Below are 25,750 nucleotides of genomic sequence, written 5' to 3' on the forward strand. Positions count from 1 at the left end.
AAGGGCCCGCTACGAGCTTAGTCCTTGAAATTGCGGCTTTCCTTGATCTGGTCCCAGGCCCAGACGACCTCTTGCAGGCGATCTTCATCGGTTCGGTCGCCGCCGTTCATATCCGGGTGCAGCACCTTGATCAGGGCCTTGTAGGATTTGCGGATCTCGGCCTTGGCCCAATGGTCCTTGGCCTCCAGAATGTCCAGCGCGCGACGCTCGGTCGGGGGCAGCTTGCGGGTTCCCGTGATGCTTTTCCCGGGGTTGCGCGTGGCGTTGCCGCCAAGCACCTGATGCGCGTCGTCAATGCCAAGCCGGGCCCAGGCCCGTTCCTCCGCCGATTGCCGGAAGGGCTTGGTGGGACGGTCCCAGACGCGATCGCGGTCCAGCTGCGCCTCCATCTCGGCCTCGGTCGTGCCGTCGAAGAAATTCCACTTCAGATTGTACTCGCGCACATGCTCGCGGCAGAACCAGAGGTAGTCATCAAGCACATCGGGAGATTTCGGCGCGCGATACTGGCCCGCCTCCTCGCAGCCGGGATGTTCGCAGACCCGTTGTGAGGTTTCGAACGCCCCGGACATGCCGCGACGACCACCCCGGCGCTTCTTTTTGTCGGTGGAGACGCGGAGGTCGAAATTGAACGGGTCTTTTTCGGTCATCAGAGTGCCTTTTCGACTCGGAGCAGCCAGTTTAGAGTTTTGGGCGGCAAGGTGAAGAGGGGGCAGGCGAAAATAATGACGCGAACCGAGAAAATCCAGTCACGGCTGGCGCAGGCATTCGATCCGGTGCTGCTGGAGGTGATCGACGAAAGTGAAAGTCACCGGGGGCATGCGGGATATCAGGAGGGCGGAGAGAGCCATTTTCGCGTGACTATTCAAAGTGATGGCTTTGAAGGGTTGAGCCGGATCGCGCAACACCGCGCGGTGCATGAGGCCCTGGGTCGGGATCTCATGGGTGAAATCCACGCGCTGTCGCTGGATATCCGCAGCTAGGGCTATTGCGCGGCGATGCTGTCCTCGCGCGGGCTGTCATGGGCTGCGTCGGGTTCGGCGGTCTCGCCGGTATGGTCGGGTTCCGGATCGGTCATTGCCTCTATCAGGATGGGGTCGGCGGCGGTCTCGGCCGTCTCACCGGTGTCGCCCTCCAGACCGCGGCGGAAAATCAGCACGTTACGATAGACGGTCTGGCTGCCGGTCAGCCCTGCACGTTCGGTGCAGGGCAGAGTGTCGGCACGGATGTATTCCCAGCCCTCGGCGCCCAGCCCGTTCATCAGGTTTTCCAGAGTCTGGGCAAACCGTGGCGTACCGGGTTTTACACCTTTGGTCTTCACCCCCTTTTCCGGGGCCGGAACAACCTTGTACTCGTATTTCTGCATTTGCCCCTCGCGCGCGTGACGGACGGGATCATAAGCGAAAAGGGTCCTGAAGCAAGGTCAAGGCCCCTGGGTCCGTCAGCCGCCCGCCAGTTTCCTGGAAACGATCTCGTTCACGGCCTTGGGGTTGGCCTTGCCGCCGGTGGCTTTCATCACCTGTCCCACGAACCAGCCCGCAAGCTTGGGGTTCTGCTTGGCTTTTTCCACCTGATCAGGATTGGCGGCGATGATCTCGTCCACCGCGGCCTCGATGGCGCCGGTGTCGGTGACCTGTTTCATGCCGCGCGCCGTGACGATTTCGGCGGGGTCGCCGCCCTCGGTATAGACGATCTCGAACAGCTCCTTGGCGATCTTGCCGGAGATGTCACCTGCCTTGATCAGCATGATGATGCCGGAAAGCTGCGCGGGCGAGACAGGGCTTTCGGTGATGTCGTGATCTTCCTTCTTGAGGCGTCCGAAAAGCTCGTTGATGACCCAGTTCGCGGCCAGTTTGCCATCGCTGCCGGCGGCGACGGCTTCAAAATAGGCCGCCGATGCGGTGTCGGCGGTCAGCACGCTGGCGTCATAGTCCGACAGGCCGAACTCACCCATGAACCGGGCCTTCTTGGCGTCCGGAAGCTCGGGCAGGGTGGCCTCGATATGATCGACCCATTCCTGTTCGATCTCCAGCGGCAGAAGGTCGGGGCAGGGGAAATACCGGTAATCATGCGCCTCCTCCTTGGACCGCATGGACCGGGTTTCGCCCTTGTCCGGGTCGTAGAGCCGGGTTTCCTGATGAACCGAGCCGCCGGATTCCAGAATGGCGATCTGGCGCTTCGCCTCAAAATCGATGGCTTGCTGGATGAACCGCAGGGAGTTCATGTTCTTGATCTCGCACCGCGTGCCCAGATGAGAGAAATCCTGCGTGGCCTGATACTTTTCGTACTGGCCGGGCGCGCAGACCGACACGTTTACATCCGCGCGCAGATTGCCGTTTTGCATGTTGCCGTCGCAGGTGCCCAGATAGCGCAGGATCTGGCGCAGCTTGGTGACATAGGCAGCGGCCTCCTCCGGCCCGCGTATGTCGGGGCGGGAGACGATCTCCATCAGCGCGACACCGGTGCGGTTGAGATCGACGAAGGACATGGACGGGTCCATGTCATGGATGGATTTGCCCGCGTCCTGTTCCAGATGGATACGCTCGATCCGCACCGTGCGCGCGGTGCCGTCACCCATTTCGACGAGGACTTCGCCTTCGCCCACGATCGGGTGGTAAAGCTGGCTGATCTGATAGCCCTGCGGCAGGTCGGGATAGAAGTAGTTCTTCCGGTCGAAGGCGGAGCGCAGGTGGATCTCCGCCTTCAGGCCAAGGCCCGTGCGCACCGCCTGTTCGACGCAGAATTCGTTGATCACCGGCAGCATGCCGGGCATGCCGGCATCCACGAAGGCGACGTTGGAGTTGGGTTCGGCCCCGAAACTGGTGGAGGCGCCCGAGAAGAGCTTGGCTTTGGAGGAGACCTGTGCGTGCACCTCCATACCGATGACAAGTTCCCAGTCCTGCTTGGCGCCGGGGATCACTTTGGGCTTGGGCGTGTCATAGGTCAGATCGAGCATGTCGGTCTCCACGAGGATGTCAGTCGCGGTTTAGGCGAGGTGCCGGGGTGGGGCAAGAGGCGGCGGCCATCTGTCGTGTGGAGCCGCGACGTGTGCGAGGCATATGAAACCGCGATGTAGCAAGTGGAATACTGCCCGGATCCGCGAGGTTTCGGCAAGGTTCGGCCTATGGACTTTCGGACAGGTTGCATGCTGCCACCCGGCAGGGCAGATAGCCGTGCCTGCAAGATTGTTTCCTTTTTGAGGTCAGTTATGAGCCAGTTCTGGGGTCGGATCGTTTTATGTGTGGGGCTTCTGGGCCTTGGCGGATGTGTGTCCGCCACGCCGGACATGTCCACCAGCAACATGACGCCGCCGATGCGTTGGGATTTCCGGCCCGACGGCGCGCTTTGGACCGAAGCGTCCCTTGCGATGCTGGACGGTGACGCCGCCGTGCTGACCGAGATCGTTCCGAACGATATCAGGGCGTGGTGTCCGGCCTATCCCGAGGCCAGTGTGCAGGAGCGCGCGGCCTTCTGGACGGGGCTGTTGTCCGCGCTTGCGAAACACGAAAGCACGTGGCGGCCCGAGGCGGTCGGCGGCGGCGGACGCTGGTTCGGTCTGGTCCAGATCGCCCCTGCGACGGCAAGGGGTTACGGGTGCGCGGCGCGCAGCGGTACGGCGCTTCAGGATGGCGAGGCCAATCTGCGCTGCGCGCTGCGGATCTGGGCCAATACCGTGCCGCGCGACGGTGTCATCTCGGCCGGTGGCGACGGGATCGCGGCCGATTGGGGGCCGATGGTGATGCGGAACAAGCGCGAAGAGATGCGCGCCTGGATCAGCCAGCAAAGCTACTGCCGGGCATAACCTCCCGCGCTGCATGGTCGGTTTTGCCCGCATGCCCTGTTGATGACTGGATTTATACCTCTGAAGACAGTGGATGCGCGACAGAGGCGATGTGGAAAACACTGCCCTGACGGAGCCCCCCGAGGGCGTGCCGGAAGGGGTGAATCCCACGTTTTCCACAGGCTTGTGGATTGTTTCCCGAATCCGGCCCCGGGCGGGCTTGCCGTATGGTTAACGACTCGTCAGGCTGTGCAGCGCTATATCTGGGAGGGGGGCTACGCATGAACTTGCGACTGGCCTGTTATGGAATTTTGATCGGGCTCTGGCCTGGATTGCTCGGCGCGCAGGAGGTGGACCGCGCCGATGGCGGCGTGACGGCCGCCACGATGACGGTAAGCCCGCAGATCAATCTTCCCGCGGATTTCGAGGGCTCCGCCATGGCCCCGTGGCTGAGCCCCATGCCGGTTCAGCGCCCCGAATGGTCGGTGCCCGCGATGCAGTGGGACGGCCGCCATCCGCGGGCCACGCGATGGAGCCTTGCGGTGATGGCAGCCCTGCGCGGGCATGGATCGGACCTGCTGGATGTGGTGCCAAGCGATATCGAGGCCTGGTGCCCGGCCTATGAGGCGGCCGACCGGGCACAGCGTGCGGCGTTCTGGGCGGGGCTGGTTTCCACGCTGGCCTGGCATGAAAGCAGCCACCGGCCCCGCGCCGTGGGCGGCGGTGGCCGCTGGTTCGGACTGGTGCAGATCGCGCCCGGCACCGCGCGCTGGCGCAATTGCGAGGTCCGCACCGGGCAGGGCCTGCTGGACGGGGCCGCCAATCTGCGCTGCGGAATTCGGATCATGGCCGCCACGGTGCCGCGTGACGGGGTCGTTGCCGAAGGAATGCGCGGCGTGGCCGCCGATTGGGGGCCGTTTCATTCGCGCCGCAAGCGCGAGGAGATGCGGAACTGGGTTCGCCGGCAGGCGTATTGCAGGCCGCCGACCCGGCCGGTTCTGCGCCCTGCCGGGCTGGTGCCCGCGCCGGTTCTGCCGCAGCCGCGGCCTGCGCGCATGACATCGGCGGATTAGATCAGATCTCGCGCACCGGAATGCCGCGGTTCGTGGCCTCGCGGATCAGCACCAGGGGCGAGGGAACGGCCAGATCGGGCAGCTCGATTTCCGCGCCATCGGTCATCACGATCGTGCACCGCGCGGTGCCGTCGCGGTCGCTGACCCGCAGATGGGCGATGGAGGCGGTGGGCAGGTGCCGGTCGTTCGGGCCTTCAAGAATATGCCAGACATCGCGGGACAGATGCAGCCCGTAAACCGGGGTCACGATCATCTGCCAAAGGCAGACCGCAAGCGCCGGGATCATCAGAAGCAGCACGAAACCGGGCATCGATTGCCACAGGAACGCCGAAAGCAGGGCGAGGCCCGCAAACGCCACGATGCTGAGGGCAAGCCCGCCATGGCGGGCGCGATATTCGAAGTCGCCAGTCATCGAATCTGGATAGGTCGGTATTGCGCCCGCAATATGGCACGGATTGGGAAAGCTTAGGCCAGCGGCTGGCCGAAGACCGGGCGGCCGGCGGCGAGGAGCGAAAACCCGGGATGGTGATCGCGTCCGGCAAGCGACAAGGTCCGGCGGCGCAGGACACCGATCGCTTCGGTTCCGTCAGCGGGCAGGGAGGCGGGCGGCACGGGACGGCCGATGGTCACGCGAAACGGCTGGCGGGCTTTGTTCAGTGTCTCGTGAAACAGGGTGATGTCGCGCAGGCTGGGGTGGAGCGCGTCGAACGCATAGAAAAGTGCCGAGTTTCGCGCGCGGATATGCACCGGGATCACCGGCAGCCCGAACTTCCGCGCGATCATCGCGGCGGAGGCCATCCAGGGGCGTTCCTCAAGCCGCAGACCCCGGCGTTTTGCCAGACGACCCGAGGGGAAGATCACCCCGAGCCTGCCGTCGCCAATGGCGCGGTGCAGCGCCAGCATCGTCGCCCGCGTCTTGGCGTGCCCGCGTTTTTCCACGCGCCATTCCACCGGCAGGATCAGCTCCTCCATCTGCGGCAGGACGCGCAGAATATCGGCATTGGCCATGATGAAGATATCGCTCCGGCGCTGACCGATCAGATGATGCAGGATAATCCCGTCGGCAATGCCGGTGGGATGGTTGGCGACGATCAGCGCGGGGCCCGACACGGGAAGATGGGCCAGCCCGCGGACGGTGACGTCTTGCGCGATCAGACGGGCGAGATGGGCCATGATCTGGTGCATTGGCAGCGGTTGCAGCGCCGCGCCAAGGGCAAGCGTGCGCCGATAGCCCAGAAGCAGGTTCAAGAGCGCCCGCGCCCGAGCAATGCCCGGGCGGTCCGAAAAGAGCCATGGCGCGCGTTCGGCGATCAACGGGTCGGTGCGGGCCGCGATATCCATGACAGGCAGAAACACGATCTCCGTGACGCCCCGATGAAACGAAGATGACGGGACGATGATGGGCGGGTCTTTGCGGATCGGGGGTGGCGGCGACGGCCCGAGACGCTACTCTGCCCCGAAACTGGCAGAGGCAGGACCGTGGCAAGCGTGACAGAGGCGGAAACGGGTGGCGTGGCGCGGATCGCCGCGCTGGATCTGGCGCGGACAGCGGCGCTGGCGGGGATGGTGATCTATCATTTCACCTTCGATCTCGCGCTGTTCGGCTATGTGCCGCCCGCAACGGCGATCACCGGGGGCTGGGCGCTCTTTGCCAAGCTGGTGGCGGGCAGTTTCCTGTTTCTGGCCGGTGTCAGCCTGTGGCTGGCCCATGGGCGCGGCATGCGCTGGCCCGCATTCTGGCGACGGCTTGGCGTGGTGACGGGCGCGGCCTTTCTGGTCACCGCGGCGACCTATGTGGCGATGCCGCAAAGCTTCATCTATTTCGGCATTCTGCACTCGATTGCCGCATGCAGCCTGATCGGGCTCGCATTTCTGCGGCTGCCCGCGCCGGCCACGCTGGCGGTGGCGCTGGCGGTATTCCTGCTGCCGCAATATGTCCGGTTCGACGCCCTGAATGCGCCGTGGTTCTGGTGGACGGGGCTGGGCACCTATTGGCCGCCAACCCTGGATTACGAGCCCGTTTTCCCTTGGCTGGCGCCGTTTCTGGCCGGTCTGGCGCTGGCGCGCGGTCTGGATCTTTCCGGCCGGCTGCCGCGCCCGAGGGTGCCGGGCCCGGTGGCGCGGCGTCTGGCCTGGCCGGGGCGGCATTCCCTGATCATCTATCTGGTGCACCAGCCTGTGCTGATCGCAGGCCTGTGGCTGGTGACGCAGGCGATCCGCTAGGCGCGTATCCGGGCGATCATCTCGCTCAGATCGGGGCTGAGCCCGTCGGTTCCGGCGATCCGCGTAAGCTCCGCCGCGATCAGCGCCTGACGGTCTGCATCGTAGCGTTTCCAGGTTTCGAAGGCGGTGGACATCCGCGCCGCGGTCTGCGGGTTCAGCCGGTCGAGCCGGATCAGCCAATCCGCCAGAAAGGCGTAGCCCGCCCCGGACGGATCGTGGAACCCCGCCGGGTTGCCCACCGTCAGGCCGGAAACCAGCGACCGGAAGCGGTTGGGGTTCTTCCAGTCGAACAGCGGGTGCCCGGTAAGGGTTTCGGCCAGCGCCACCGCCTTTTCCGGCGCCGCATGGGCGATCTGGAGCAGGAACCATTTGTCCATCACCAGCCGGTCATCCCGCCACTGGTCGTGGAACCGGGTGGCGATGTCGGGGTCGCCGATATCGAGCAGGCAGCCGAACCCTGCAAGTTGATCGGTCATGTTGTCGGCCGCCTCGTAATGGGCGAGCGCCCGCTCTCCGGCATCGAGATGTGCAGTAAGGCCGAGCGCAGCGTTGCGCAGTGCGCGCTTGCCGGACTGCCCGGCATCGGGGCTGTAGACGGGGCCCGGATCCATCGCCTCGTAAAGCGCGTCGAGCGTGGGTTTCAGGTGACGGCCGATTGTCTCTTTCAGGGTCTTGCGCGTCGCATGGATCGCCGTTGGATCAGGCACCAGACCGGCATCGACCGCGCCCTGGGCGATGTCATCCTCCGACGGAAGCGCCAGCGCCAGGGCGCGAAAATCCGCATCGAGCGTCTCGTCCGCGGCCAGTCGCGCAAGCCCGTCCAGAAAGGCGGGCGCGGGCGCCGTGCCGTCCGCAAGCATGGCTAGCAACGTTTCCCGTGCGAGACTGCGCCCGGCCTCCCACCGGTTGAACGGATCGGTGTCATGGGCCAGAAGCAGCGCCCGGTCTTCGAAGCTCGGGGCGTGATCCAGGATCACCGGGGCAGAGAAGCCGCGCAGAAGCGACGGAACGGGCCTCTCGGCCAGCCCGTCGATCACGATCGTGGTTTCGGGGTCCACCAGTTCGATGATCCGGGTCGGATGGGTTTCGATCCCCGCGGGCGAGAGCAGTCCGAAGGCGACCGGGATCACGGCGGGCTCCTTCAGCGGCTGGTCGGGGGTCGGCGGCACCGTCTGGCGCAGGGTGAGCCGATAGGTCCCGTCCTCGAAATGCTCGCGGACAGTCACATGGGGCGTGCCGGCCTGCGTGTACCAGCGTTTGAACTGGCTCAGATCGCGCGCGGTGACATCCTCGAACACGGCCAGCCAATCCTCGATCGTGCAGGCCTGACCGTCATGGCGGTCGAAATAGAGCTGAAGGGCCTGATCATAGGCTTCCACGCCGACGAGCAGCCGCAGCATGCGGATCAGCTCCGCACCCTTCTCGTAGACGGTCGCGGTGTAGAAGTTGTTGATCTCGATATAGCTGTCGGGACGAACATTATGGGCCAGCGGGCCCGCATCCTCCCGGAACTGGCGGGTGCGCAGTTGCAGCACATCCTCGATCCGTTTAACCGGCGCGCTGCGCATGTCCTCGGTGAACTGCTGGTCGCGGAAGACGGTCAGGCCCTCCTTCAGGCAAAGCTGGAACCAGTCGCGGCAGGTGATGCGGTTGCCCGTCCAGTTGTGGAAGTATTCATGGGCGATGATCCGCTCGATGAAATCGAAATCGCGATCGGTGGCGGTCTCGGGGCTGGCGAGAACATATTTAGAGTTGAATATGTTCAATCCCTTGTTTTCCATCGCGCCCATATTGAAATCATCAACGGCGACGATGTTGAAAATATCCAAGTCGTAGGCGCGGCGATACACGTTCTCTTCCCAGGTCATGGAACGTTTCAGGGCATCCATCGCGTAGCCACAGCGGTCTTCATCCCCGGGGCGGACCCAGATGTTGAGCGCCACCTCCTTGCCATCCATCGTGGTAAACCTGTCCGACACCGGCCTGAGATCGCCCGCCACCAGCGCGAACAGATAGGCGGGTTTGGGCCATGGGTCGTGCCATTCGGCAAAGCCGGGGCCCTGGCTGGTCTGGTTCCCGTTCGACAGCAGCACTGGGAGTTCACTCTCGATCCGCACGGTGAACGGTGCCATGACGTCCGGCCGGTCGGGGTAGAAGGTGATTTTGCGGAAGCCCTCCGCCTCGCTCTGAGTGCAATACATGCCGTTGGACATGTAGAGACCTTCCAGCGCAGTGTTGTCCCTGGGCGCGATTTCGACCTCGGCCTCCCAGACGAAACTGTCTCCGGGCAGGCGCGCGGCGGGCACGGTCAGATGCGTATCGGTCAGCAGATAATCGAGCGCGGTCAGGGGACTGCCATCGATGCGGGCCTCCACCAGGCGCAGCTTCTCGCCATCCAGGATAAGATTGCCATCGTCCAGCCCTTCGGGATTCGCCCGAAAGCGGATGCGGGAGATCACCCGCGTCGCGCCCGGGTCAAGCCGAAAGCTCAAATGCACCTCGTCGATCAAATAATTCGGGGGGCGGTAATCGGCCAGATGAATGGCCGTAGGGGCGGCGTCTTTCACGGGAAGCGGCTCACAGATTGTTGCGGATTGCTGGCACGGTAGGCCAGCGCGCGGCGGCGGGCAAGAAGGCGCAGGTTTGGACCCGAGGGGCTCCGGCGCTAGGTGCGATGGAGGGGAGCGTCATGAACGGAATCTTCCACATCTAGTATGGTGTTCAGGTATATGATTACAAAGAAGAAAAGTGACTTGCCCACAAAGCTGTGCAAAACCTGCGGGCGCCCGTTCAGCTGGCGCCGGAAATGGGCGGATGTCTGGGACGAGGTGCAGTACTGCTCGCTGCGGTGTCGTGCGGATCGGGCGCGCCGGCGCTGATCTCCTGCTGTATCGGCGCGCAGCTTCCTTGCCTCCCGGCCCGATTTTTTCTAACTGCATACCATTGTATGGCGAAAGGCCCCGCGGCGGGCAGCAAAGGGTTGGACAACGATGACAGATCGGGTTGCGCGGGCGGGCTTGCAGGTGGCGCGGGAACTGGCGGATTTCATAGAAACGCAGGCGCTGCCGGGCACCGGTGTGGATGAAGCGGCCTTCTGGGAAGGGTTTTCGGACCTGTTGCATGACGGGGCGCCGAAAAACCTCGCGCTTCTGGCAAAGCGCGAGGTGCTGCAGCGCCAGATTGATGACTGGCACGTGACGCGGCGCGGGCAGGTGCATGACCCGAACAGCTATCACGTATTTCTCAAGGAGATCGGCTATCTGGTGCCTGAGGGCGAGGATTTCCAGATCGACACCTCGCGGATCGACCCCGAGATCGCCTCAGTGGCCGGGCCGCAGCTGGTGGTGCCGATTACCAATGCACGTTTTGCGCTCAATGCCGCCAATGCGCGCTGGGGCAGCCTTTACGACGCATTTTACGGCACCGACGCGATGGGCAGCCTGCCGCCTTCCGAAGGGTATGACCGTGGCCGGGGCGCGCGGGTTGTGGCGCGTGCGCGCGTGTTTCTGGACGAGGCGTTTCCGATCGTGGGGGCGAGCCATGCGGATGTGAGGCGCTACCATGTGGAAAAGGACGCCCTGCTGATCGACGACAAGCCGCTTGTCGCGCCCGAAAAATTCGCGGGTTACGTGGGCGACAGGCGGGCGCCCGACCGGATCCTGTTGGTCAATAACGGGTTGCATGTGGAACTGGTCTTCGACCGCGCTCATCCGATCGGGAGCCGGGATCAGGCGCTTCTGGCCGATGTGCGCATGGAGGCGGCGGTGTCGGCAATCATGGATTGCGAGGACAGCGTGGCCTGCGTCGATGCCGAGGATAAGGTTCTGGCCTATGGCAACTGGCTTGGCCTGATGAAGGGCGATCTGGAGGAGAGCTTCGAAAAGGGCGGCCGGAAGATGACCCGGAAGCTGGCCGGCGATCTGCAGTATTGCGCACCCGATGGCAGCCCGCTGGAGGTCAGGGCGCGGGCCTTGATGCTGGTCCGGAATGTGGGTCACCTGATGACCAATCCGGCAATCCTGCTCAAGGACGGCTCCGAGGCGTTCGAGGGGCTGATGGACGGGATGATCACCACGCTGATCGCCTGCCACGACCTGCGCAAGACCGAAGGCGCGCGCAATTCGGTTGCCGGGTCGGTCTATGTGGTGAAGCCGAAGATGCACGGGCCCGAGGAAGTGGCCTTCGCGGATGCCAGTTTCACGAAGATCGAGGCGGTTCTGGGGCTGGAGCGCTACACGGTCAAGCTTGGGATCATGGACGAGGAACGGCGCACATCGGTCAACCTCAAGGAATGCATCCGTGCGGCGAGACATCGGGTGGCGTTCATCAATACCGGGTTTCTGGACCGGACCGGGGACGAGATCCACACCTCGATGGAAGCCGGGCCGTTCAGCCGCAAGGATTTCATCAAGCGGAAATCCTGGATCACCGCCTATGAGAACCAGAATGTGGATATCGGGCTGGAATGCGGCCTGAAGGGGCGGGCGCAGATCGGCAAGGGGATGTGGGCGATGCCAGACAAGATGGCCGCCATGCTGGAGGCCAAGATCGAACATCCGCGGGCAGGGGCGAATTGCGCCTGGGTACCATCGCCCACGGCGGCCACGCTTCATGCGCTGCATTATCATCAGGTGGATGTGGCCGCGGTGCAGGAAAGCCTGGCCGCTGGCGGGCGGCGGGCCTATGTCACGGCGCTTCTCGATATCCCGCTTGCGGCCTATCGGCGCTGGAGCGAGGAGCAGATATTGCGCGAGGTGGAGAACAACGCCCAGGGCATCCTTGGCTACGTGGTGCGCTGGATCGATCAGGGCGTGGGCTGCTCGAAGGTGCCCGATATCAATGATGTGGGGCTGATGGAGGATCGGGCGACCTGCCGGATCTCCGCGCAGCACATCGCCAACTGGCTGCATCATCAGGTGGTGAGCGAGGCTCAGGTGATGGAAGTGATGCGCAAGATGGCGGAGGTCGTGGACCGCCAGAACGCCGACGATCCCGCCTATGTTCCGATGGCCCCCGGCTTCAACGGGATCGCCTTCGCGGCGGCCTGCGATCTGGTGTTCAAGGGCCGCGTGCAGCCAAGCGGCTACACAGAGCCGATCCTTCATGCACGGAGGCTGGAATGGAAAGCCGCGTAGGACAGCGCGGCGGGGATGCCGCTTGTGGCATTAACCTTAATGGAGGGTAACGGATGACGATATCACTGGAGAAGGCCCGGCAGATGGTTGCCGAAACGCGGGCCAAGGCCCGGACCATGGGATTGAAGCCCTTGTCGGTGGTTGTACTGGACGCGGGCGGTCATGTTCTGGCCTTCGAGCGGGAAGACGGGGCCAGCCCGGGCCGGTTCGAGATCGCGCGGGGCAAGGCCTATGGCGCGGTGATGCTGGGCATGCCGGGCTCGGCGCAGATGGCGCGGGCCGAGGCGCAGGCATATTTCATGGCCGCGGTGAACGGGGCCTATGGCGGCAAGGTGATCCCGGTGCCGGGCGGCGTTCTGGTCAAGGATGTGGCGGGTGAGGTGATCGGCGCCGTGGGCGTGACCGGCGACAGCTCCGAGAACGACGCCGAAGCGGCGCTTGCCGGAATCGCGGCCGCGGGGTTCGAGGGGGCCGCGTGAACCGGCGCCTGATTTCCTCAGGCTCTGCCTTCGAGGCGGAAATCGGGTATTCGCGGGCGGTGGTCTCCGACGATTGGATCTTCGTGGCCGGCACGACCGGGTTCGACTATGCCACGATGGAGATCAGCACGGATGTGGCGGAGCAGGCGGAGCAGACGTTTCGCAATATCGACATCGCCCTGCGCGAGGCCGGGGCCGGGATGCGGGATGTAGTGCGGGTGCGCTACATCCTGCCCGACCGGACGGATTGGGAGCCGTGCTGGCCTGTCACCCGTGCCTGGCTGGGCGAGGTGCGGCCCGCCGCGACGATGATCGTGGCAGCGTTGCAGGACCCGCGCATGAAGATAGAGATCGAGGTGACCGCGCGCATGCCATGAACGCCGGGCCTGTCGCGCGTGCGTGGGTGCACAGACGATTTCGCCCCGCTGCGGGTTTGCAGAGGCACGCCGGGCAGGTATAGAAAGCGGATCATGCGACGCGGAGAGCATATGGCGCGACCTGTTATCGGCATTATCGGCAACCATCATCTGGTAAACGATGAATACCCGACCCATGCGGGCGGAACCATGAATTCCGAAGCGGTGGCAGAGGTGGCAGGCGGCATGCCGATGCTGATCCCGGCGGATCCGAGGTTTGTCTCCACCGGCGAGTTGCTGGAGACCTGCGCCGGATTTTTGTTCACCGGGGGGCGGCCGAATGTGCATCCGGAGGAATATGGCGAGGCCGAAACGGAGGCTCATGGCGCCTTTGACCGTGCCCGCGATGCTGTTGCCTTGCCCCTGATCCGGGCCTGCGTGGAGCGGGGGCAACCGTTTCTCGGGGTCTGTCGTGGGTTTCAGGAGGTCAATGTCGCCATGGGCGGCACGCTTTACCCCGAGATCCGCGACCTGCCGGGCCGGATGAACCACAGGATGCCGCCCGATGGTACGCTTGAGGAGAAATTCGCGCTGCGCCACACTGTGACATTCAGCGATAACGGCCCGTTTCACCGGCTGATGGGCGCGCGCGAAGTGATGACCAACACCTTGCACGGACAGGGGATCAAACAGGCCGGGGTCCGGGTAGTGATTGACGGCCATGCCGGGGACGGAACGCCCGAGGCGATTTACATCGCCGATGCGCCGGGTTTTACCCTTTCGGTGCAGTGGCATCCCGAGTATCGCGCGGCGGAGGATCCCGTCTCCCGCCCGCTTTTCGCGGCCTTCGGGGCGGCGGCGCGGGAATGGGCGGAGGGCCGCCGACCCGTCTCGGTTGCGGATGTGGCCTGAGGCGCGGGGACACGCTATGTCTGCGGAAGAAAGCCAGCGAGGACAGGCACGTGACCAGATATGACCCCGACAATATTTTTGCGAAGATCCTGAACGGCGACCTGCCGTCCGAGCGGGTCTATGAAGATGACGATACAGTCGCCTTCATGGATATCATGCCGCGGGCGGATGGCCATGTGCTGATCATTCCGCGCAGCCGCGCACGCAACATTCTGGATGCGACGCCACAGCAACTGGCGGCCTGCATGGCCTCGGTACAGAAGCTTTCCCATGCGGTCATGGCCGCGTTCGAGGCAGATGGCGTGACCTTGCAGCAATTCAACGAGGCGGCGGGCGGGCAGGAGGTGTTCCATCTCCATTTCCATGTGCTGCCGCGTCACGCGGGGGTCAGCCTGCGGCCGCCCGGCACCATGGAAGACCGCGACGTTCTGGCGGCCAATGCTGCCAAGATACGGGCCGCATTGGCCTGAGCCTAGGGAACCGACCCGGCCCGGCCGCGTTATTCAGCGATTGGCGAAGGATTTGCGATGGACAAGGACGCGGCCCAATCCGGGCATCGGACCAACCGGCTGCGACGGATCTGGGCGGGTCTGCACCTGACGCTGAGGCGCACGCATCCGGCCAAGCTTCTGCTGCTGGGATATCTGCTTTACACCGCATTCGGCTGGTTCCTGCTGAGCCTGCCGCTTGCGCATGAGGTGCCGGTATCGGTGCTGGATGCGCTGTTCATCGCCAGTTCCGCAGTGTCCACGACCGGCCTTGTGACGGTCGATCCGGGCAGCAGTTTTTCCTGGTTCGGAGAGGGTGTGATCATCCTGCTGATCCAGGTGGGCGGCCTGGGCTACATGACGATCGGCTCCTTCGCCCTGCTGGCGTTTCAGGACCGGCTGAGCCGGGTCCGATCACGGACCATAAAGGCGGAGTTCAGCCTGCCGGAGGATTTCAGTGTGCGCGGCTTTTTGAGCGCGGTGGTGATCTTCACCTTCGTGGTGCAAAGCGTGGGCGCGATCATCCTCTATCTGGCGTTTCTGGCCGAAGGGGTGGACAATCCGCTCTGGTCCGCGATTTTTCACGCGATATCGGCATTTTGCACGGCGGGCTTCAGCCTGAATTCTTCCAGTTTCGAGATGATGCAGGCAAATACAACGGTCGTGCTGACCTTGTCCGCGCTATCGATCCTCGGGGCGGTGGGTTTCCTGATCGTTGTCGATGCCTGGCGCAACCTGACCGGGGGCGCCCGGCACCTTGGCTTCACCTCGAAAGTGATCCTGCGGGTGACCTTCTGGCTGCTGGCAGGCGGCACCGTGCTCTTCTACGTGGCCGACGCCTCGATTGCCGAACTGAGCCCGTGGGACCGCCTGCTGGCCGCGTTTTTTCAGGTGATGACCGCCACAACGACGGTGGGGTTCAATACCTGGCCGATTGGGGAGATCTCCATGGCGGGGCTGGTGGTGTTAATGGGGCTGATGGTGATCGGTGCGTCGCCCGCCGGCACCGGCGGCGGGTTGAAGACCACCACGCTGGCGGCGCTGTTCGGGCTGGTGCGCTCGACACTGAAGGGACGGGACGAGGTGCGGCTGGCCAAACGCAGGGTTCCTGCCGAAAGGCTGCAAAGCGCCACGGCCGCGCTGGCCTATTACGTTGCCCTTCTGTTCGTCGCGCTGTTCCTGCTGGGGCTGACCGAAGCGGGGGCGGATTTCGAGGTGCTGATGTTCGAGGCGATTTCGGCCATGGGCACGGTGGGGCTCAGCATGGGCATAACCGGGGATCTGTCTCCCTTGGGCAAGTTGGTGGTGATCGTTCTGATGATCGCCGGACGAGTGGGTATTCTGACCTTCGGCATCGCGGTCGCCGCGCATGACGAAACCCGCGAGGAAGAGGCGGACAACAACCTCATCTGCTGACGACCCTTGGGAAAGGCCCACGCGCCCTTTCATGCAACGCTCGCCCTGCCCCAAGGCGCGGCCTGTTCGGCAGGCCAGACGCGCGTTCGGGCCATGCGTGACTGCACACAGCCGCCATACGGGCGACAACGCTTTGTTGTGCTGCTCCGGTCGGGTTCAGTTCAGCCCGGCTGTCGCCGGTCAGGTCGCTCTTGGGCCGCGCATCTCATGGATTGAACGCCGGATGCGGCGCCATGTTTCGGCTTCGGCGGTATTCCCGGCATCGGTTTCAACGCGTACCCGTTGGGCGGCTTCGGCTTCGGCCCGATCGCCATGCGCGCGGTAGAGGGCGCGGGCATATCTGATGATATCGGCTGCGGTCATCTTCAAGGTCCTCCCCAGATCATGTGAGAGGGCGCGGCGCCATCCGGTCCCGGGCGGCTACGGCCCTCGACGAGGTACCAGTCATAGCAGATTTGCGCGGCCATGTCTCGGGTACACGGGGCCGGGCGCGGAAACGGGCGGCGTGGTGCTCAGGTCACGCGACCGCGTGCAATATCGACAGCCGCCTGTTCGGCGGGCCCCTCATGGGCCCCGGTGGTGAAGGCGGCGACGGTGGGCGCGCCCGCCAGATCGGGGAAGTGATAGACCGCGGTGGCGGAGAACGGGCCGAGGCCGGAATGCCCGGTTGCGGAGCCTGCCGGGCCCATCCGGCCGCACATGACCCCGGTGCCGTAGGCGATATGTGTCCAGGGCCGCCCCGGAGGCCCGTCGCCAAGCTGCACCGGATCTGACCCCATGCCAGGATGGGCGGCAAGGATCAGGCGGAGGAGCCGGGCCGCGTCCGTTGATGTGCCGATCAGGCAGCGATGATAGACCCAGCCTGGATCATAGCCGCGCCCCTCTGGCCAGTGAATGCCCGCGAACCCACCCGGGGAGGGGGCCAGACGCAGGGTGGTGCTGCCCAATGGTATGGTGAACATCGTCCTGATCAGATCGCCAAGCCGATGCCCGGTTTCGGTTTCCATATGGGAAAGGGCAAATCGGTAGCCGATATTGGAGTAACGCCACTGGCTCTGCGGATCCTGCGCCGGGGTATGGGCAAGGCTGCGCGCGAGAACATCGCTGAACGCCCATGATGTGTCGCCCCGCGCCACCGCGTCATGGTAGCTCGGCAGTAAGCCATAGTCCGGCAGACCGGAGGTATGGCGAAGAAGCTGGCGAAGTGTGTAGGGCGCGCCGGGGAGGGTTGCGTCAAGCGCGATGCGCCCGGTTTCCGCAAGGCTCAGTGCAGTGGCCGCGATCACCGTTTTGGTGAAACTCCAGAACGGGAAAACAGCGCCTGGGTCGCCGCCTGTGGTCAGTGTGCGGTCGGCGTCGAGGCGTGCCCAATGCATCTCAGTCATAAGGCAGATCATCCAGGTCGCGGTCGCGGTAATCCGCTGGCGGCGTGACCGGGAACCGCCGCGCCCGGATCGTTTCCTCGCCCGCCATCGCCGCCTTGGCGACCCGGTGCATGCCATCCATCACCCGACCTTCGGCAGAGAGCAGGATCGGCCAGGCGAGATCGGCCTCCGCCATCAACCTTGCGTGGGAGGCGATAGAGCGGACCGTGGGGAGATCGCCGCCGCCGTACCAATAGACCTCGTCCAGCTCTCCGATCTCGGCCAGCGGGACATCCAACACCGGGAGCGTTTTGGCCAGCCGGACAAGTTTCCGGACATCCCAAATCTCCGAGCCTGTCGCGCCCTGCCGGATATGGTACTGCGCGCGCAGGGCTGGGGTTTCGGGCGGCTCAGCCATATTGCGCCAGCATCTGTTGCAGATCCTCGAACGTGTTGGCCTCCTTGGCGGGTTTGTCCCTGCGCCAGCGGAGCATGCGCGGAAACCGCAGCGCGACGCCGGATTTGTGACGGGGAGAGGCCTGAATACCCTCGAAGGCAATCTCGAAGACATGCTCGGGTGCAACCGACCGGACCGGGCCGAACCGTTCCTTGGTGTTCTTGCGGACCCAGTTGGTGATTTCGCGGAACTCCGCATCGGTCAGGCCGGAATAGGCCTTGGCGAAGGGCACGAGCGTCTCGCCCTTCCAGACCGCGAAGGTGAAATCCGTGTAGAGCGTGGCGCGCCGGCCGGAGCCCGCTTGGGCATAGATCATCACCGCGTCGATGGTCAGCGGGTCGACCTTCCATTTCCACCAATCGCCCTTCTTGCGGCCGGCGAGATAGGGCGCCGACAGGCGTTTGAGCATCAGACCTTCGGCCCCGATCTCGCGGCTGGCCGCGCGCGCGGCGGTCAGATCGGGCCAGCTGGACGCCGGCACCGCTTCGGACAGGCGAAGCGGCACGCGGCCCGGAAGGCCCGCGATCAGCCCCTCCAGCAGGGCGCGGCGTTCCGACAGGGGCCGCGCGCGAATATCCGTACCCTCCCATTCCAGAAGATCGTAGGCCATCAGGATCACCGGCGCCTCGGCCAGCAGCTTTTTGGGCACGGTCTTGCGCCCGATCCGGGGTTGCAGCCGGGCAAAGGACAACGGCTTTTCATTGGCAAAGGCCAGCACCTCGGCATCCAGCACGGTGCCATCGGGCAGGAAATCTGCCAGCTGCGCAAGTTCGGGAAAACGATCGGTCATCAGGTCTTCACCACGCGACCACAGGAAATGCTGACCTTCGCGCAGAATGAACTGGCCGCGGATGCCATCCCATTTCCGCTCCGCCAACCAATCGGTCACGGGTCCGAGATCTTCGGGGGCGCCATCTATCTGGTAGGCAAGGTAGAACGGGTAGGGGCGCGAGAGGCTGGCATCCGGATCCGGCCTCTCCACAAGGGTGTGAAAGCTGGTCGTCTCCGGGCTCCAGTCGCCCATCAGGCGATGGGTGAGGTCGGGCTCGTCGATACCGGTGGCCTGAGACAGGGCGCGGGTCATCAGCTTCTGACTGACGCCCATGCGCCAGCCACCGGTGATCAGTTTGTTGAACACGAACCGTTCCGTCGGCGGAAGCTGATCCCATGCGGAAAGGATCGCGGCCTTCTTTTCGGCATCCTCCGCCTTGTCGAGGGCGCGCAGGCTGGTGATCCAGTGGCTCAGGGAATGCGCGCTTTGCCGTGTCGCGGGCGGCAGGACAAGTGCGATGGTTTCCGACAGGTCGCCCACCACGGGATAGCATTCCTCGAACAGCCAGAGCGGGATGCCCGCAACCTCGGCCGCCCATTCGCGGAGCTTGGTGGTGGTCACCGTGCGCCTCGGACGCCGCCCGGACAGAAGGGCGATGGTCCAGAGCTTGTCATCGTCCGGCGCATCGCGGAAATAGGCCGCAAGTGCCGCGGTCTTGACGCTGGTCTTGGTGGTCTGGTCCAGCGCGGTGAAAAGGGCGGCGAAGCGGTTCATTCCGGGCGCTCCAGATAGGGTGCGGGGCTTTCCAGAATGCCAAGGATATCGCCAAGCGCTACAAAGCCCGGACCGCCCGCTGTTTGGCCGACGCGGCTGTCGCGCGCCAGATCGCGGTGATCGCCGAGAATGAAGACGTGATCGGGCGGCACGGTGACCGGGGCGGTGTCATCGAGATCCGTGCCGTCGGCGAGATTCAGAATCGCATAGCTGGTGCCGTTCGGCAGCGTTTCGCGGATTTGCGCGATGGTGCAGCTGGTCGCGTCGACAGGTGTGCCGGCGGGGCAGGTGGGCCGCGCCCCGGTCGCATCCGTGCGCCGCTGAAGGGTGAGTGGCGGGAGCGCAAGGGTGGCGGCCGCATCGCCGTCGATGTGAAGCTGCCCGTCGATCATCTGCACAGCTGCCCCGGCAAGAGCCACGACGCGGCCCATTTCCACGTCGCCCCGTGTCTGGTTCATATAGAGCACCACATCACCGGGAACCGGGTTTGCGGTGCCGGGGAAAAGGCGCTCGGACACGGTGCAAAGCCCGCGGGGAACGGTGGGCGTCATCGCCTCGGTCTGGGGGGCGAAGCTGCGATGGGTGCCGATGGTGCAGCGCAGGCAGAAGCAGAAATCCTGCGCAAAGGCGGGCGTGGCGGTCAGCGCGAAAAGGAGGAGCAGGCGGATCATGCCGGGTCGTCCTCCGTCACCTCGTCGAGGGTTTCGCCGCCATAATCGGTTTCGACGATGCCCGCGTCATAGCCCTGGGTCGTGAGCCAGCGGGAAAACTGCGCAGTATAGCCGTGGGTTACGAAAATCCGGTCCGCGCCGGTGGCGCGGATGGCGCTGTTCAGCCCGTCCCAATCCGCGTGGTCCGAGATGACGAAACCCCGGTCGGCGGCCCGGCGGCGACGTACCCCCCGGAGCCGCATCCAGCCCGAAGCAAAGCCGGTGGAGACAGCCCCGAACCGACGCATCCAGGCCGATCCGAGCGCCGACGGCGGTGCCAGAACCATTGCGCCGGAGTGGGCCTTGGCGTCCAGATCGGGGGTGACTTGTATCGTGTCGGGCAGGGCAAGACCCTGGCCACGGATCACCCGGTTGGTCGCTTCCACCGCGCCATGGGTCAGGATCGGGCCAAGCGACGGGTCGAGCAGGCGCAGAACCCGTTGCGCCTTGCCAAGGGAGTAAACGCCAAGCACGCTGGTGCGGCCCGCGGCGGCGTTCTCCGCCCACCAGCCGTTGATATCGGCAGCCAGCACCGCCTGATCGGGCCAGTTGTAGATCGGCAGGCCGAAGGTGCTTTCGGTGATGAAGGCATGGCAGCGAACGGGCTCGAACGGTTCCGACAAGCCATCGTCGACAGTCTTGTAATCGCCCGAGGCGACCCAGATCTCGCCGCCGATCTCGACCCGGATCTGCGCCGAGCCAGGAACATGCCCCGCAGGGTGAAAGCTGACCTGCGCATCACCGATGCGGCGCGCTTCGCCATAGGTGATCGTGTCCAGCGGGATATCGCCCAGACGATGGCGGATCACCGGGGCCGCCGTGCGCGTGGCGAGATAGGCTCCGTGGCCGGGGCGCGCATGGTCCGCATGGCCATGCGTGATCAGCGCGCGCGGCACGGGTTTCCACGGGTCGATATGAAAATCTCCCGCCGGGCAATAAATGCCGCGATCCGTGAATTGCAGAACCATCCGCGCACCTCCGCCATATCCCCCGATGATAGGGCGCGGGGGGCGGGGCGGCTACACCTCTTCCTCCTCCTCCTGCGGGATCAACAGGATCTCGCCGGCATCGGTCAGTTCGCGAATGGCGGTCACGACCTCGGCCATCGCGGCTTCGCCCTCGTGCAGGCGGGGTGTGCCGCGGGCCTCGGCCTCTTCGCGCATCTGTTCGGCCATGCGTTTGGACATGTTCTCGAACAGGAACTCGGTGGCGATCGGGGCCTCCACCAGGCCCGAGGACAGGGCCACGATCATCTTTTCGGGGTCCACTATTCGCAGGATCTTGGGCACATCGGTCGGTTTGATCCGCTTGGGGATGTGTTCGAAGGTGAAGATCGCGCGGCGCACCTCCTGCGCGAAATCCGCGTTGCGCTTGTCCAGACCGTCGAGGATCGCCTCGCGGATCGAGCCCGAGGCCGCGTTCAGGATCGCACCGACCCGGTCCACCGCGCTGACATTGAAGGCGGCTTTCGGCTTGTCGGTCATCTGGCCCAGCAATGTCATGCCGATGCGTTCGACCACGTCGGGCGAGACAGTACTGGTGAGCGATACCGCATGGGCGATCACTTCCGCCCGGTCTTCGGGCATCTTGCCCAGAACGGCCGCGGCCCGCGCGACGCTCAGCTTCGACAAAAGGATCGCGCAGACCTCGGCGCTTTCGCTGGCGATGAGGGCGCCAAGTTCCTCGTCGTCGAGCTCCGCCAGGCGCGTCCACGGGTTGGCGGGCACGTTGGCCTTTGCCTCGGCCATCAGCCCCTCCCGCGCGGGGGCGGACAGATGCGGCTCCAGCAGGGTCAGTGCGTCGGGCAGGCCGCCCGGGAAGGTCAGCGCGAGACTGTCGAGCGCGGTGGTGAAGTCCTGCACCACGCGGGCCAGCGTTGCGCGGTTCACATGGCTGAGCGTCGCCATATAGCGGGCCAGCCGCTCCTGCTGGGAGGGGGTCAGTCGGTCAAGGGCAAGCGGCACCTCCTCGGACAGAAGAAGGCGCACGATGACGGCCGCCTTTTGGCCGGATGTCAGCGGCTGCACCGCCGCATGGCTGTTCGCGGCGTCAGGCACCGCATCGTCCAATATCTCAGCATCCTGCGTCATCGCATCGCCCCGTTACCCAATAGTCCCACCTGCGGGGCAACATCGCGGCGGGAGGTTAAGCCGGGGTTTCGAGCGCCCGGCTAAATGGCGCGGATTTTCGGCGAATTTCACGGGATGCCGCGCAGCGCCGGCGCCTGCTGCGGGCCGGATCTTCATGAACGATCCAGCCAGTTGCGTGCCTCCTGCGTTTTTCCGCGGGCGATGGGCACCTCCTCGCCGCTTTTCAGGCGCAGGACGTAACGCCTGTTCTTGCGGACCATATCGGCCACGGCATTGCGCGAGATCCACCAGCTGCGATGGGGCTGAAATCCGCCTGCCTCCCCGGCCATCGCGATCAGGTCGGACAGACGGGCGCGCACGAAATGCGACGCGCCCTGCACCTGAATTTCGACATAGTGATCCTCGGACCTCATATAGGCGATCTCCTCCGCCGCGAATGACTGTCTGCCGACGACGACCCTTCGGGCACTCGGCTGAGCGGCGGCGATGTTCAGATGCGCCTTGCAGACCGGTAGAATGAACCGGAAATAGAGCAGTTCCACGGCCTGGGTGGAAATGTAGAGCCACAATTCGGTGACCAGCAGCCGGTAGGCGAAGTCATGAAGTGTGCCGGGCAGGACCAGCAAGCCGATCAGCATGCGCAAAAGACTGGCGGTGCTGGTTGCAACCAGAGACACGACCGGCAGGTAGACGGTGGTGAACCCGGCCCGCTCCACCAGGTTGAGACAGACCAGATAGACACTGATATACACCGCTGCCTCCACCAGCCAGAGCCCCGCCGGGATCAGGGTGGTGAGAGGGATCAGATCGTGATCCTGATGCCCTGCCAGACCGGTCAGATGATAGAACACATCCCGGTCGGTCATGATGTAGAGCGCCAGCGCGACAATCAGGAAAAGAACCGTCTGGCGATGGGGCAGCACCTGAAGCAATTCGCGATACGTGATCCGCACGGGGGCGCCAAGCACGTCATAAAAATGCGTTTCGCGTCTCGGGGGCTGATTATCGTCTGCACTCATGATTTTCGTAACTCGTGACCAGTAACCAGTAGTCGTGTGCGCCCGGCCTGTCTGCGGTTTTCATTCGGTCACACGCAGTCGAGCAGGCCGGGGCCATGTATGTTACCGAGGGCGGTTCACCCCCCTACATGGAGACCCCTCCGGGTGCAACAATCATCCGGAGGGGTTGTTTTTTGGTGAGGATCGGCCGGGCGCGCGGCGGTCGCGCAGGCCGGATCGGGCACCGGAAGGCGCGGGCGGATGATACGCCCGCGCGTCAGTAGTCGCTGAACGCCGCACCTGCGGCGATGGCCCGGTCAAGTGCCGTTTCCGGCCAGCTGCCCGCCCCGCCGCGCGCGCGGATTTCATCAAGCTCTCTGCGGGCCATGTTGTAGCGTCCGGCAAGAAGATGGCCCTGACCCAGATAGGCGCGCGCCAGCAGATTGTCGGGATCGGCGGCGAGCGCCCGGTCGTAATATGCCATGCCCAGATCGACCCGCCCCGCCCGTCTGTGGGCATATCCAAGCGTGGTCAGGACCCGGCTTTCGGTGGGGTCGGACATCTGCCCGAGCGTGGCGATCGCATCCTCGTAGCGCCCGGCATAGGCCAGTTCCCGCGCCGTGCGATAGAGCGCGTCATCGCCCAGACGGCTGTTGCGGATCACGGCGCAGCGGCCAAGGCCCGGATCCCAGATCATTCCTGCGCTGCAGGTCGTGGTGCTTTGGGTGGGAAGGGGCGGGTCATCCTCCGGGCCCACGGCAAGCGCGCCCATGGGCAGGCAGATCAGACCAAGTGTGGCGGCGATACGGAACATGCAGGATCCTGAGCGAGGCGGGGGGGGAAGACCCGCGCGGAGTGACTACCAAAACACGCGCCCTCGTGGCTACGGGGACGCGTGTTAAGGGTCGTTCCGGATGCGAAGGGTCCGGGACGGAGTGGTTAACTGCTGACGCTGGCGACACAACGCTGCGTGGTGTCATCCCAAGTCGTGCCCTGGGCGCAGCTGATCGATGCTTCGTTCATGCCGGCGCCCCAATTGCATTCGGCGATCGCCAGACCGGGCGTGGCCATAAGCACGAGGCCGGCCAGTAGAGTTCTGATGCGCATGGCGCGTCTCCCTGATGGTGCGGATCCTGGGTGTCGTCACTTGCAGGGGAAAGGGTAGCATGGGGCGGACCAAAGGCAATGCGGAACACCCTATCACGACGATAGGCTTGGACTTTCGGGGCGCAGGCGCGCGGGAGCAGGGCACCCCGGGTCGCGGCCCTGCCGCCCCTGGGGTCGCCCTTGGCCGATCAGTCGCCGAACACTCGGGAAAAGATCGTGTCCACATGTTTGGTGTGGTAGCCGAGATCGAATTTCTCCTCGATCTCGGCGGGCGAAAGCGCGGCGGTGACATCTGCATCGGCCAGCAATTCCTCGCGGAAATCCTTGCCATCGTCCCAGACCTTCATCGCGTTGCGCTGGACCAGCCGATAGGCATCCTCGCGGCTGACACCGGCCTGCGTCAGGGCCAGAAGGACCCGCTGGGAATGCACGAGGCCGCGGAACTTGTTCATGTTGGCCAGCATGTTGTCGGGGTAGATCACCAGCTTGTCGATCACGCCCGTCAGCCGGGCCAGAGCGAAATCGAGCGTCACCGTGGCATCCGGCCCGATCATCCGCTCCACGCTCGAATGGCTGATGTCGCGCTCGTGCCATAGGGCCACGTTCTCCATCGCAGGGATCACCGCCATCCGCACAAGGCGCGCCAGACCGGTCAGGTTCTCGGTCAGGACCGGATTGCGTTTATGCGGCATCGCGGAGGAGCCTTTCTGCCCCTTGGAGAAAAACTCCTCGGCCTCCAGAACTTCGGTGCGCTGCATGTGGCGGATCTCGATCGCGATGTTTTCGATGCTGCTGGCGATGACGCCAAGCGTGGCAAAGAACATCGCATGCCGGTCGCGCGGGATGACCTGTGTGGAAATCGGCTCGGGCGTCAGGCCCATCCGGTCGCAGACATGGGCCTCCACCGCCGGGTCGATATTGGCGAAGGTTCCGACCGCCCCCGAGATGGCGCCGGTGGCGATCTCGGCACGGGCGGCGCGCAGGCGGTCGCGGTTCCGGTCCATCTCCGCATAGAACCGGGCGAAGGTCAGACCCATGGTCACCGGTTCGGCATGGATCCCGTGGGAGCGGCCGATCCGGACATCCATCTTGTGTTCATAGGCGCGGCGTTTCAGGGCGTCCAGCAGGGCGTCCATGTCGGCCAGCAGAATATCGGCGGCGCGCACCAGTTGCACGTTCAGGGTTGTGTCGAGCACGTCCGACGAGGTCATCCCCTGATGGACGAAACGCGCCTCCTCATGGCCGATGATCTCGGCCAGATGGGTCAGAAAGGCGATGACGTCATGCTTGGTGACGGCCTCGATCTCGTCGATCCGCGCAACGTCGAAGGGGACGTCGCGCGCCTTCCAAACGGCCTCGGCGTTCTCTTTCGGGATCACGCCCAGTTCCGCCTGCGCGTCGCAGGCATGGGCCTCGATCTCGTACCAGATGCGGAACTTGGTGGCAGGCTCCCAGACGGCAACCATTTCGGGGCGGGAATATCGGGGGATCATGGGTGGTCCTTCTGGTAAGCGCGGGCGCGCCGCCGTCTTACGAAGCTCGCGCCCGAAGGACAAGCAACGGGTGTGTCGCAGGGTCGGCCGGGCGAATACCGTTGTCCGCCGGGGGCGGTTGGCCT

General features: G+C 64.7%; 28 protein-coding genes. 11 read left to right on the forward strand and 17 right to left on the reverse strand.

Annotation, left to right across the window (positions count from 1 at the left end; genetic code table 11):
• Positions 1-17 precede the first annotated feature (17 nt).
• Complete coding sequence (locus D9R08_RS06200; protein WP_121897145.1) at positions 18-647, reverse strand: DnaJ domain-containing protein; 630 nt, start codon at positions 645-647, stop codon at positions 18-20.
• 75 nt (positions 648-722) lie between these two features.
• On the opposite strand from D9R08_RS06200, the gene D9R08_RS06205 reads away from it, so the two are divergent.
• Positions 723-980 (forward strand): BolA family protein, encoded by a 258-nt coding sequence (locus tag D9R08_RS06205; RefSeq protein WP_121897146.1) that lies wholly within the window; start codon positions 723-725, stop codon positions 978-980.
• 2 nt (positions 981-982) lie between these two features.
• On the opposite strand, the gene D9R08_RS06210 is transcribed toward D9R08_RS06205, so the two are convergent.
• A complete protein-coding gene (locus tag D9R08_RS06210) occupies positions 983-1,363 on the reverse strand; it encodes a DUF4177 domain-containing protein (protein ID WP_121897147.1) in 381 nt (126 codons plus the stop codon).
• A gap of 75 nt (positions 1,364-1,438) precedes the next feature.
• Positions 1,439-2,953, reverse strand: a complete 1,515-nt coding sequence (gatB, locus tag D9R08_RS06215; protein WP_121897296.1) for an Asp-tRNA(Asn)/Glu-tRNA(Gln) amidotransferase subunit GatB — start codon at positions 2,951-2,953, stop codon at positions 1,439-1,441.
• A gap of 252 nt (positions 2,954-3,205) precedes the next feature.
• On the opposite strand from gatB, the gene D9R08_RS06220 reads away from it, so the two are divergent.
• The gene (locus tag D9R08_RS06220; protein ID WP_121897148.1) at positions 3,206-3,799 is read left to right on the forward strand and encodes a transglycosylase SLT domain-containing protein; all 594 of its coding nucleotides are present in this window, start codon (positions 3,206-3,208) and stop codon (positions 3,797-3,799) included.
• A gap of 260 nt (positions 3,800-4,059) precedes the next feature.
• On the forward strand, positions 4,060-4,851 hold the full coding sequence (locus tag D9R08_RS06225) for a transglycosylase SLT domain-containing protein (protein ID WP_233557295.1): 792 nt from the start codon (positions 4,060-4,062) through the stop codon (positions 4,849-4,851).
• Between the two features lies 1 nt (position 4,852).
• Here the strand turns inward: D9R08_RS06225 and D9R08_RS06230 are convergent, their stop codons facing one another.
• Entirely contained in the window at positions 4,853-5,263 is a 411-nt protein-coding gene (locus tag D9R08_RS06230) for a hypothetical protein (protein WP_121897149.1), read from the reverse strand.
• Positions 5,264-5,316: 53 nt separating this feature from the next.
• Positions 5,317-6,192, reverse strand: a complete 876-nt coding sequence (locus tag D9R08_RS06235) for a lysophospholipid acyltransferase family protein (protein WP_121897150.1) — start codon at positions 6,190-6,192, stop codon at positions 5,317-5,319.
• A 138-nt stretch (positions 6,193-6,330) separates the two neighbouring features.
• Between D9R08_RS06235 and D9R08_RS06240 the strand changes: the two genes are divergently transcribed.
• Positions 6,331-7,074 (forward strand): heparan-alpha-glucosaminide N-acetyltransferase, encoded by a 744-nt coding sequence (locus D9R08_RS06240; RefSeq protein ID WP_233557297.1) that lies wholly within the window; start codon positions 6,331-6,333, stop codon positions 7,072-7,074.
• Here D9R08_RS06240 and pepN read toward each other — a convergent pair.
• Positions 7,071-9,641, reverse strand: a complete 2,571-nt coding sequence (pepN, locus tag D9R08_RS06245; protein ID WP_121897151.1) for an aminopeptidase N — start codon at positions 9,639-9,641, stop codon at positions 7,071-7,073. The genes D9R08_RS06240 and pepN overlap by 4 nt on opposite strands.
• Before the next feature lie 162 nt (positions 9,642-9,803).
• On the opposite strand from pepN, the gene D9R08_RS06250 reads away from it, so the two are divergent.
• The 7 genes from D9R08_RS06250 to D9R08_RS06280 all read left to right on the forward strand — a co-directional run bounded on the left by D9R08_RS06250 (position 9,804) and on the right by D9R08_RS06280 (position 15,860).
• The gene (locus D9R08_RS06250) at positions 9,804-9,953 is read left to right on the forward strand and encodes a DUF2256 domain-containing protein (RefSeq protein ID WP_121897299.1); all 150 of its coding nucleotides are present in this window, start codon (positions 9,804-9,806) and stop codon (positions 9,951-9,953) included.
• A gap of 111 nt (positions 9,954-10,064) precedes the next feature.
• Positions 10,065-12,209 carry a malate synthase G gene (locus tag D9R08_RS06255; protein WP_121897152.1) on the forward strand — a complete coding sequence of 715 codons (2,145 nt, stop codon included), beginning with the start codon at positions 10,065-10,067 and terminating at the stop codon, positions 12,207-12,209.
• A gap of 53 nt (positions 12,210-12,262) precedes the next feature.
• Positions 12,263-12,688 (forward strand): GlcG/HbpS family heme-binding protein, encoded by a 426-nt coding sequence (locus D9R08_RS06260; RefSeq protein WP_121897153.1) that lies wholly within the window; start codon positions 12,263-12,265, stop codon positions 12,686-12,688.
• Positions 12,685-13,065 (forward strand): RidA family protein, encoded by a 381-nt coding sequence (locus D9R08_RS06265; RefSeq protein WP_121897154.1) that lies wholly within the window; start codon positions 12,685-12,687, stop codon positions 13,063-13,065. Before D9R08_RS06260 ends, D9R08_RS06265 begins: the two co-directional genes overlap by 4 nt.
• A 111-nt stretch (positions 13,066-13,176) precedes the next feature.
• Positions 13,177-13,956, forward strand: coding sequence for a gamma-glutamyl-gamma-aminobutyrate hydrolase family protein (locus tag D9R08_RS06270; RefSeq protein WP_121897155.1), 780 nt, complete (start codon positions 13,177-13,179; stop codon positions 13,954-13,956).
• Positions 13,957-14,006: 50 nt separating this feature from the next.
• Positions 14,007-14,426, forward strand: a complete 420-nt coding sequence (locus D9R08_RS06275) for an HIT family protein (protein ID WP_121897156.1) — start codon at positions 14,007-14,009, stop codon at positions 14,424-14,426.
• A 57-nt stretch (positions 14,427-14,483) separates the two neighbouring features.
• Entirely contained in the window at positions 14,484-15,860 is a 1,377-nt protein-coding gene (locus D9R08_RS06280; RefSeq protein ID WP_121897157.1) for a TrkH family potassium uptake protein, read from the forward strand.
• 180 nt (positions 15,861-16,040) lie between these two features.
• Here the strand turns inward: D9R08_RS06280 and D9R08_RS06285 are convergent, their stop codons facing one another.
• The 11 genes from D9R08_RS06285 to purB form a co-directional block, all read right to left on the reverse strand.
• Entirely contained in the window at positions 16,041-16,223 is a 183-nt protein-coding gene (locus tag D9R08_RS06285) for a hypothetical protein (protein ID WP_121897158.1), read from the reverse strand.
• A gap of 149 nt (positions 16,224-16,372) precedes the next feature.
• Entirely contained in the window at positions 16,373-17,245 is an 873-nt protein-coding gene (locus D9R08_RS06290) for a serine hydrolase domain-containing protein (protein ID WP_121897159.1), read from the reverse strand.
• Entirely contained in the window at positions 17,238-17,642 is a 405-nt protein-coding gene (locus D9R08_RS06295) for a hypothetical protein (protein ID WP_121897160.1), read from the reverse strand. Before D9R08_RS06295 ends, D9R08_RS06290 begins: the two co-directional genes overlap by 8 nt.
• Positions 17,635-19,227, reverse strand: coding sequence for an ATP-dependent DNA ligase (locus D9R08_RS06300; RefSeq protein WP_121897161.1), 1,593 nt, complete (start codon positions 19,225-19,227; stop codon positions 17,635-17,637). The genes D9R08_RS06295 and D9R08_RS06300 overlap by 8 nt, the downstream gene beginning before the upstream one ends.
• Entirely contained in the window at positions 19,224-19,898 is a 675-nt protein-coding gene (gene lepB / locus D9R08_RS06305) for a signal peptidase I (protein ID WP_121897162.1), read from the reverse strand. The genes D9R08_RS06300 and lepB overlap by 4 nt, the downstream gene beginning before the upstream one ends.
• Positions 19,895-20,905 (reverse strand): ligase-associated DNA damage response exonuclease, encoded by a 1,011-nt coding sequence (locus D9R08_RS06310; RefSeq protein ID WP_121897163.1) that lies wholly within the window; start codon positions 20,903-20,905, stop codon positions 19,895-19,897. The genes lepB and D9R08_RS06310 overlap by 4 nt, the downstream gene beginning before the upstream one ends.
• A gap of 51 nt (positions 20,906-20,956) precedes the next feature.
• Positions 20,957-22,027: a flagellar motor switch protein FliG gene (locus D9R08_RS06315; protein ID WP_121897164.1), complete on the reverse strand. Its 1,071-nt coding sequence runs from the start codon at positions 22,025-22,027 to the stop codon at positions 20,957-20,959.
• A gap of 152 nt (positions 22,028-22,179) precedes the next feature.
• On the reverse strand, positions 22,180-23,046 hold the full coding sequence (locus tag D9R08_RS06320; RefSeq protein ID WP_121897165.1) for a LytTR family DNA-binding domain-containing protein: 867 nt from the start codon (positions 23,044-23,046) through the stop codon (positions 22,180-22,182).
• Between the two features lie 256 nt (positions 23,047-23,302).
• The gene (locus D9R08_RS06325) at positions 23,303-23,839 is read right to left on the reverse strand and encodes a tetratricopeptide repeat protein (RefSeq protein ID WP_121897166.1); all 537 of its coding nucleotides are present in this window, start codon (positions 23,837-23,839) and stop codon (positions 23,303-23,305) included.
• Between the two features lie 125 nt (positions 23,840-23,964).
• Positions 23,965-24,132, reverse strand: a complete 168-nt coding sequence (locus D9R08_RS19090) for a hypothetical protein (protein ID WP_158598938.1) — start codon at positions 24,130-24,132, stop codon at positions 23,965-23,967.
• 188 nt (positions 24,133-24,320) lie between these two features.
• On the reverse strand, positions 24,321-25,625 hold the full coding sequence (purB, locus tag D9R08_RS06330; protein ID WP_121897167.1) for an adenylosuccinate lyase: 1,305 nt from the start codon (positions 25,623-25,625) through the stop codon (positions 24,321-24,323).
• Positions 25,626-25,750 lie beyond the last annotated feature (125 nt).

It is taken from the genome of Rhodophyticola porphyridii, from assembly GCF_003688285.1.
Classification (GTDB): Bacteria; Pseudomonadota; Alphaproteobacteria; order Rhodobacterales; family Rhodobacteraceae; genus Rhodophyticola; species Rhodophyticola porphyridii.

Bases quoted from the DNA above. Each gene is read 5' to 3' on its own strand.
- D9R08_RS06295 (WP_121897160.1), bottom strand. From the start codon at position 17,642: ATGGCTGAGCCGCCCGAAACCCCAGCCCTGCGCGCGCAGTACCATATC.
- D9R08_RS06210 (WP_121897147.1), bottom strand. From the start codon at position 1,363: ATGCAGAAATACGAGTACAAGGTTGTTCCGGCCCCGGAAAAGGGGGTG.
- D9R08_RS06270 (WP_121897155.1), top strand. From the start codon at position 13,177: ATGGCGCGACCTGTTATCGGCATTATCGGCAACCATCATCTGGTAAAC.
- D9R08_RS06280 (WP_121897157.1), top strand. From the start codon at position 14,484: ATGGACAAGGACGCGGCCCAATCCGGGCATCGGACCAACCGGCTGCGA.
- D9R08_RS19090 (WP_158598938.1), bottom strand. From the start codon at position 24,132: ATGCGCATCAGAACTCTACTGGCCGGCCTCGTGCTTATGGCCACGCCC.
- D9R08_RS06200 (WP_121897145.1), bottom strand. From the start codon at position 647: ATGACCGAAAAAGACCCGTTCAATTTCGACCTCCGCGTCTCCACCGAC.
- D9R08_RS06260 (WP_121897153.1), top strand. From the start codon at position 12,263: ATGACGATATCACTGGAGAAGGCCCGGCAGATGGTTGCCGAAACGCGG.
- D9R08_RS06300 (WP_121897161.1), bottom strand. From the start codon at position 19,227: ATGAACCGCTTCGCCGCCCTTTTCACCGCGCTGGACCAGACCACCAAG.
- D9R08_RS06285 (WP_121897158.1), bottom strand. From the start codon at position 16,223: ATGACCGCAGCCGATATCATCAGATATGCCCGCGCCCTCTACCGCGCG.
- D9R08_RS06310 (WP_121897163.1), bottom strand. From the start codon at position 20,905: ATGGTTCTGCAATTCACGGATCGCGGCATTTATTGCCCGGCGGGAGAT.
- D9R08_RS06290 (WP_121897159.1), bottom strand. From the start codon at position 17,245: ATGACTGAGATGCATTGGGCACGCCTCGACGCCGACCGCACACTGACC.
- lepB (WP_121897162.1), bottom strand. From the start codon at position 19,898: ATGATCCGCCTGCTCCTCCTTTTCGCGCTGACCGCCACGCCCGCCTTT.
- purB (WP_121897167.1), bottom strand. From the start codon at position 25,625: ATGATCCCCCGATATTCCCGCCCCGAAATGGTTGCCGTCTGGGAGCCT.
- D9R08_RS06250 (WP_121897299.1), top strand. From the start codon at position 9,804: ATGATTACAAAGAAGAAAAGTGACTTGCCCACAAAGCTGTGCAAAACC.
- D9R08_RS06320 (WP_121897165.1), bottom strand. From the start codon at position 23,046: ATGAGTGCAGACGATAATCAGCCCCCGAGACGCGAAACGCATTTTTAT.
- D9R08_RS06325 (WP_121897166.1), bottom strand. From the start codon at position 23,839: ATGTTCCGTATCGCCGCCACACTTGGTCTGATCTGCCTGCCCATGGGC.
- D9R08_RS06235 (WP_121897150.1), bottom strand. From the start codon at position 6,192: ATGGATATCGCGGCCCGCACCGACCCGTTGATCGCCGAACGCGCGCCA.
- gatB (WP_121897296.1), bottom strand. From the start codon at position 2,953: ATGCTCGATCTGACCTATGACACGCCCAAGCCCAAAGTGATCCCCGGC.
- D9R08_RS06230 (WP_121897149.1), bottom strand. From the start codon at position 5,263: ATGACTGGCGACTTCGAATATCGCGCCCGCCATGGCGGGCTTGCCCTC.
- D9R08_RS06315 (WP_121897164.1), bottom strand. From the start codon at position 22,027: ATGACGCAGGATGCTGAGATATTGGACGATGCGGTGCCTGACGCCGCG.
- D9R08_RS06225 (WP_233557295.1), top strand. From the start codon at position 4,060: ATGAACTTGCGACTGGCCTGTTATGGAATTTTGATCGGGCTCTGGCCT.
- D9R08_RS06255 (WP_121897152.1), top strand. From the start codon at position 10,065: ATGACAGATCGGGTTGCGCGGGCGGGCTTGCAGGTGGCGCGGGAACTG.
- D9R08_RS06205 (WP_121897146.1), top strand. From the start codon at position 723: ATGACGCGAACCGAGAAAATCCAGTCACGGCTGGCGCAGGCATTCGAT.
- D9R08_RS06220 (WP_121897148.1), top strand. From the start codon at position 3,206: ATGAGCCAGTTCTGGGGTCGGATCGTTTTATGTGTGGGGCTTCTGGGC.